Raw genomic sequence first — 5377 nt, 5'->3', positions numbered from 1 at the left:
TTTTTCATTTTGCTTCCTTCTTTTCTAAATTAACGATTTTCATTATTTAACCGTTACTGTTTTATGGGAAGCCTTCAGTATAATACGCAAAAGAAACATAGTGCAATCAAATATTTGTCTCCTTTGCAAAAGCATTTTTTATAATTAAACCGAACGGCAGCTTAGTTATTTACTGTCCATTATTTTGAGAAAGTCCATTAATGCATTCTAAGAACTCCCAGCAAAATGTTAAAATGAAGGACCGGTTGCGAAACAAAAGTCTCGCATCGGTTTAGTATGTTGCCTATGAGCAATGGAAGCCGTGGAACTTCTTAAATAAGTGCCCAGCTGATTTGACGGTCCTTACAGTTAGGTCTTATCCTGATAAAATAAATGGGGTCGATCATCCATTATAGTTCAGGACCAGGCTAATGTCCAACTAAGAACTCAAAACTTAGACCTAAGAACTTTCGTTTTTTTGAATCTGATACTCATAAATAGTCACCACGCCTAAGATCAGCAACATGCCATAAAAAGTGTCTTCGACCGGAATAGTGCCAATACGTATACCGAGGTTTTCGGCGTCGTTGTACCACACAATCTGTTCTTCGATGCCCGTTCCCGTCAGAATTCCATTCACGATCAAAAAAGGGATCAGAATAACGCCGTAGGTTCGGTAGAAATAGCCGAGGTGATTGGCTCCTTTGTAGTGTAGAAATCCGAGGGTAAGGCCAAGCAGCAAAAAGGTCCAAAAGGTGTATTCGCGCTGAAAGTTGGTAATAGCAAGGGCTAGACTAAAGGAAACGAGGAATTGCGTGAGGTAGGCACTCCATCGACCCGCGGGGTCGCGCGGAAAAAAGTAATTGAGAACGCGGTATATGAACACGCAAGCAAAGGGTACGGTAACAAAGAACAGCCATTCGCCCAAGGGTAAACCAAAGGCTTCGATCCCTGAAAGATAGCGCGGGTTAAAGCCCCAAACCTCCCGTGCGGTAAAGATCGCATCCCAGATAATGAAGAATCCGCCTGTGAGGGCGATACCCACACCGAGCTGCCTAAAACTCTTGTAATACGCGATGCGGGGCTCAAAGCTCCGGATGATTGGCACGCTGATGGTAAACAGGTTGATGAGCAGGTAGTAATGGTGCTCGTTCATCGCCGTTGGGCATGGATAGACCGATAGACCTCGCGGTAGAATTTAAAGGGCACCACGAGCATTCCGAAGCATTCGCCCTGCTCCTTATTCAAGTGTTTATGATGGACTTTATGAGCTTTTCGGACCGCACGCCAGTAGGGGTGGTCGGATCTACGAAGCCATTTAAATCGCTGGTGAATAAACACATCGTGCACCAAAAAATAGGTAAATCCATATGCGGCGATTCCCGCGCCCATCCATACGGCCCAGTACTGTTGATACATGAGTCCAAGCATGATACCGAGCCAACTCGGTACGGCAAAAATGAGGAAGAAGGCGTCGTTCTTTTCAAAGAATCCGGGCTCCACCTGATGGTGATCTTTGTGCAAGATCCAAAGCGGCCCGTGCATAACGTACTTGTGGGTGAACCACGCTGTGAATTCCATTCCGAAGAAGGTGCCGATGAAGATCGCGATATGTAGTGCCAAGGTCATGCGAATGCAAAGTTAAGCAACAAGAAAAAGGCGAATAGTATTCCGTATACAGCCGCGCCAATGCGATTATTTTGATCGTTCAAAGAAACCGCGTACAAGGCGTGCATCAGCAAAGAAACCACGAACCAGCCTACATAGTTCGTGAGTGGCGGAATTCCGCAAGTCCAGCTCCACCACTCCAAGGATATGGCTACGGGCTCAATGAGAATATCGAGCAAAACCATACTAAAAGCACCGGCGATAATGCGCCAGCCAAACCAGTTGAACATCCATCGAGCCAGCTCACCCGAGGCAAAAAGTAAAATGAGATAGTTGATCCCAATCATCATAGGGGCTCCCGCGATCTTGGGGCCCAGCACGATACCGTATTTGTACTCGCCGAATATTACCCCGGTCGACACCCCGGCGATCTCTACACCGAGCCCAAGGAAGTACGCCATCAGCATGATCCACACCGTGCGGAGCGATATCTCGCTTTGGTTTCGGATGAGCAGATAGGCGGTTATCAGCAGATTTAGCGGTGTCAGAGCTACGAAATACGGCCTAAAAGGAGTTAATATTCCGATGATGCCTACGGCATGAAGCACGGCTAATACTATTATTGATATTCTGGCTTGGCGGGTCATGATCGGTGGTCTTTCTGAACGAGCTCAGCGGTAATTCGGGCACTCAATAGGCAAAGTGGAATTCCTCCTCCCGGGTGGACGCTCCCCCCTGAAAAATACAGCCCTCCGATTCGGCGATGCGCGTTGGGGTGACGCAAAAAAGCGGCCATGGCGTTGTTCGAGGCCGCTCCGTAAAGCGACCCTCGAAACGAGCTGGTCTTGGATTCGATCAACCGCGGATCAAGCAGTGATTCGGTCTCGATCAACGGCTCGATCTCAACCCCCAGCATTCGACTCAATTTTTGCACTACGTACTGGCGGGTTTCGGCGATCAACCGATCCCAATCTTGCCCCGTATTACCGGGTACATTCACCATCACGAACCAGTTCTCCTTGCCCATCGGTGCATCGTTCGCATCTTCCTTACTACTGATGTTCAGATACACGGTTGGGTCATCAAAAATCTTGCCTTTTTCGAAGATGTCTTCGAACTCCGACCGGTAACCATCGCTAAAGAAAATGTTGTGGAGATCCAACTCATTGAAAATGTGCCCGATACCCCAATACCAAATGAGTGCAGAGCTACTGCGAGGTTGATTCAAAGTGCGCTCCGGAGCGGGCTCATTCGGCATGAGTTTTCGGTACGTCGGCACCACATCCATGTTGCTTACGACGATATCGGCGCGTAGGGTCTGATTATGGCCCTCTCGGGCCGATGTGAGCTCTACCCCCGTTACTTTTTTCCGTTCAACGATGATGCGTTCAACTCGCGCTTCGTATCTGAATTGAACTCCGATACGTTCTGCAAGCCCCGTCAGGGACGTGGTGATCTCGTGCATTCCGCCTTCGGGGTAATACGTACCCAATTGGTGTTCGAGGTGAGGAATGATGTTCATGACGCCCGGCGCGAGGTATGGACTAGAACCGTTGTAGGTCGCGAAACGGTCGAAGAGCTGCGTCATTTTGGGGTCTTTCAGGGCGCGCTCATTGGCCCCGTGCATGGTGGTGAACAAATTGAGCTTGTGAATGGCTCCCAATGCCTTTAGAGTGTCTTTAGAGAAGTAGGTGCTGAAACGATGCAGGGACCGCTCCATAAAGAGGGAGCCGGTTCTTTCCCACAACAGTGCCGAATGCTGGAGGTGCGATGTTAATCGTGCCGCAGGCACCCCTATACGTTCCTCGACTTCGAGTGCGAATTTTTGGCGGTCGGCCCAGGCGGGTAAAAAAGTGCCATCTTCCCAAAAGTAATGGCAGGCGACGTCTTTGCGGTGGTAATTGAAATGATCTCGGGGGTCTTCACCGCAGAGTTCGAACAGCTCGTCGACGAGGTAGGGCAAGGTAAAGAGCGACGGACCGGCGTCGAATCGAAATCCATCTTGCTCAAAAGCGGTTAGTTTTCCACCGGGGTAGTCGTTTGCTTCGCAAACCGTTACTTCGTAACCCAGATGGCGTAATCGAATAGCCGTTGCAATGCCGGCTATGCCTGCTCCTACGACTACAGCTTTTATTGAGTCTCCCTTCATGATTGCTACGGCAAGTTAACGCAAATCACGTGTGGTGGTTCTTAGTGGAATTCGTAATTCTTTCTTTTTGGCTGGATCGTTGGATCGTTGATTACGAAAGTTAATGGTTATTGGTTAATGGGAGTAATTATCCCCCGCTGGCAAGGCTTGGGGTTGGAATCTTTAATCGAAGCTAACAAAGACCTCAACACTAAAAACATAGAACTTCCTTACCGTCCGTTCATCAGACTAAAGAACGAAAGAAAGACTCCGGCCGAAGACATGGCCTTCATGGCGATCGACGTATTGGACCGATAATCTCCTGCATTCTTTATGTTCCTCCAAAAGCAATCAGCGGCTTGGATCCTTAGATCCAGCATATGCGACGCTGTTTTGATCATGGCGATTTCCTTTTGATGGCTCATTTCGGCATACTCACCGATAAGAGATTGAATGACCTTGCGCTCCTCACCTTTCGGATCGCCACAAACCCAGTACGCGGCGACGATCTCATGAGCGCATTCGTTTCTGAACAGCTCTTCTACTCGCCCAACGTACTCTATAAGCGGTGCTTGCTCGTCGGGCAACAAACGAGTCAGAGGATCGGTAAAAGACCAACCCGCACGGCAAAGGGCAAATAGATCGCGAGCATTCTCTTTTCCGAGATCTTGCTCCAATCTCCGTTCATCGGCTTGCTGAGGCATAGTTTTATAGCCGGTGACCTGGCGTTCATACCACATGTATACGGAGATCATTTTTTCGATGGTAGACCATTCATGAAGGTACTCCCAGCCACTTCGGTGTGGATACTGGTGAATTGGATGGTCGTCCATTGATGCTGATGCGGACTCAATGACATCAGAAAATTCGCAATAGACAACATAGCGCTTGAATTGATTCGACATACATACATACGTTTACCCGGCATTTTCAGATTTCCACGGCAGTAAATTTTACCCACCAGCTTGAAATAATCGCCTAATGTTTTGCGTAAACTCTTTCGCTCTTCGCTCTCTGTATAAATCTTCAGGGCCTCGCGGCCCAATGCATTTCCTTGCGGTCCGCTCAACCAAAACCGCGAGCGATCGTCTCTTAGCGCCATGTACACGCGGCCTGCCGTCATCCAATGCTCGTAATTCGTGAATCGATCGAAGGTAAAGGTCGAGCTGTCCTCGGGCGTAACAATGGATAGGGTCAACCCCTCAAGAGTGCTCAAGGCTCCATTGCCCTCGGCCATGACATAGGCTTCGTCGAACCGCCAATTGTTCAAGATCATGAAGTTGATGGAAGGAACGAGCGAATCTCCGTTCCTCGATTTTATCCGGTAATGCACGAACCCACTCTTGGGGTCGTCCCAAATCTCGTAGAAAAAGGAACGCACATTCTTGAAGTACAACTCCGAGCTCTCGGTAGTGTGAAAACTCACCTCATCCAAATCGATCGGTCTCGATTCTGGCATCGTAAAAGCCAAGATCACCACCATAAACACGAACCAGGCGATGAAAACTCGTTTGAGGATCCACTTCATGCCGTATTAACGCACGATTCGTTGAATGGTTGATTAGTTGAGTGGTTCAGAATTCTTAAGGCATAAGACCGGAACAATTGGATAGATTTGTTCTGTAATGCCTGTAAAATATAGCAAACTCAGCGATTACAAAA

6 protein-coding genes are annotated in these 5377 nt (G+C 48.5%); all 6 read right to left on the bottom strand.

Translation table 11 applies throughout. The features are described 5' to 3' along the window. Positions 1-439 precede the first annotated feature (439 nt). The 6 genes from J4F31_11770 to J4F31_11745 all read right to left on the bottom strand — a co-directional run bounded on the left by J4F31_11770 (position 440) and on the right by J4F31_11745 (position 5243). The gene (locus J4F31_11770) at positions 440-1135 is read right to left on the bottom strand and encodes a lycopene cyclase domain-containing protein (protein MCE2497235.1); all 696 of its coding nucleotides are present in this window, start codon (positions 1133-1135) and stop codon (positions 440-442) included. Further along, a complete protein-coding gene (locus tag J4F31_11765) occupies positions 1132-1608 on the bottom strand; it encodes a sterol desaturase family protein (protein ID MCE2497234.1) in 477 nt (158 codons plus the stop codon). Before J4F31_11765 ends, J4F31_11770 begins: the two co-directional genes overlap by 4 nt. After that, positions 1605-2234, bottom strand: a complete 630-nt coding sequence (locus J4F31_11760; protein MCE2497233.1) for a carotenoid biosynthesis protein — start codon at positions 2232-2234, stop codon at positions 1605-1607. Before J4F31_11760 ends, J4F31_11765 begins: the two co-directional genes overlap by 4 nt. Next, positions 2231-3736, bottom strand: a complete 1506-nt coding sequence (gene crtI, locus J4F31_11755; GenBank protein ID MCE2497232.1) for a phytoene desaturase — start codon at positions 3734-3736, stop codon at positions 2231-2233. The genes J4F31_11760 and crtI overlap by 4 nt, the downstream gene beginning before the upstream one ends. A gap of 209 nt (positions 3737-3945) precedes the next feature. Then, positions 3946-4470 (bottom strand): hypothetical protein, encoded by a 525-nt coding sequence (locus J4F31_11750; GenBank protein MCE2497231.1) that lies wholly within the window; start codon positions 4468-4470, stop codon positions 3946-3948. After that, positions 4467-5243, bottom strand: a complete 777-nt coding sequence (locus J4F31_11745; protein ID MCE2497230.1) for a hypothetical protein — start codon at positions 5241-5243, stop codon at positions 4467-4469. Before J4F31_11745 ends, J4F31_11750 begins: the two co-directional genes overlap by 4 nt. Between the last annotated feature and the right edge of the window lie 134 nt (positions 5244-5377).

Source organism: Flavobacteriales bacterium (assembly GCA_021296215.1).
Lineage (GTDB): Bacteria > Bacteroidota > Bacteroidia > Flavobacteriales > ECT2AJA-044 > ECT2AJA-044.
Note: the sequence above shows the minus strand (reverse complement) of the source record. Positions and strands in the feature narration are given on the sequence as shown.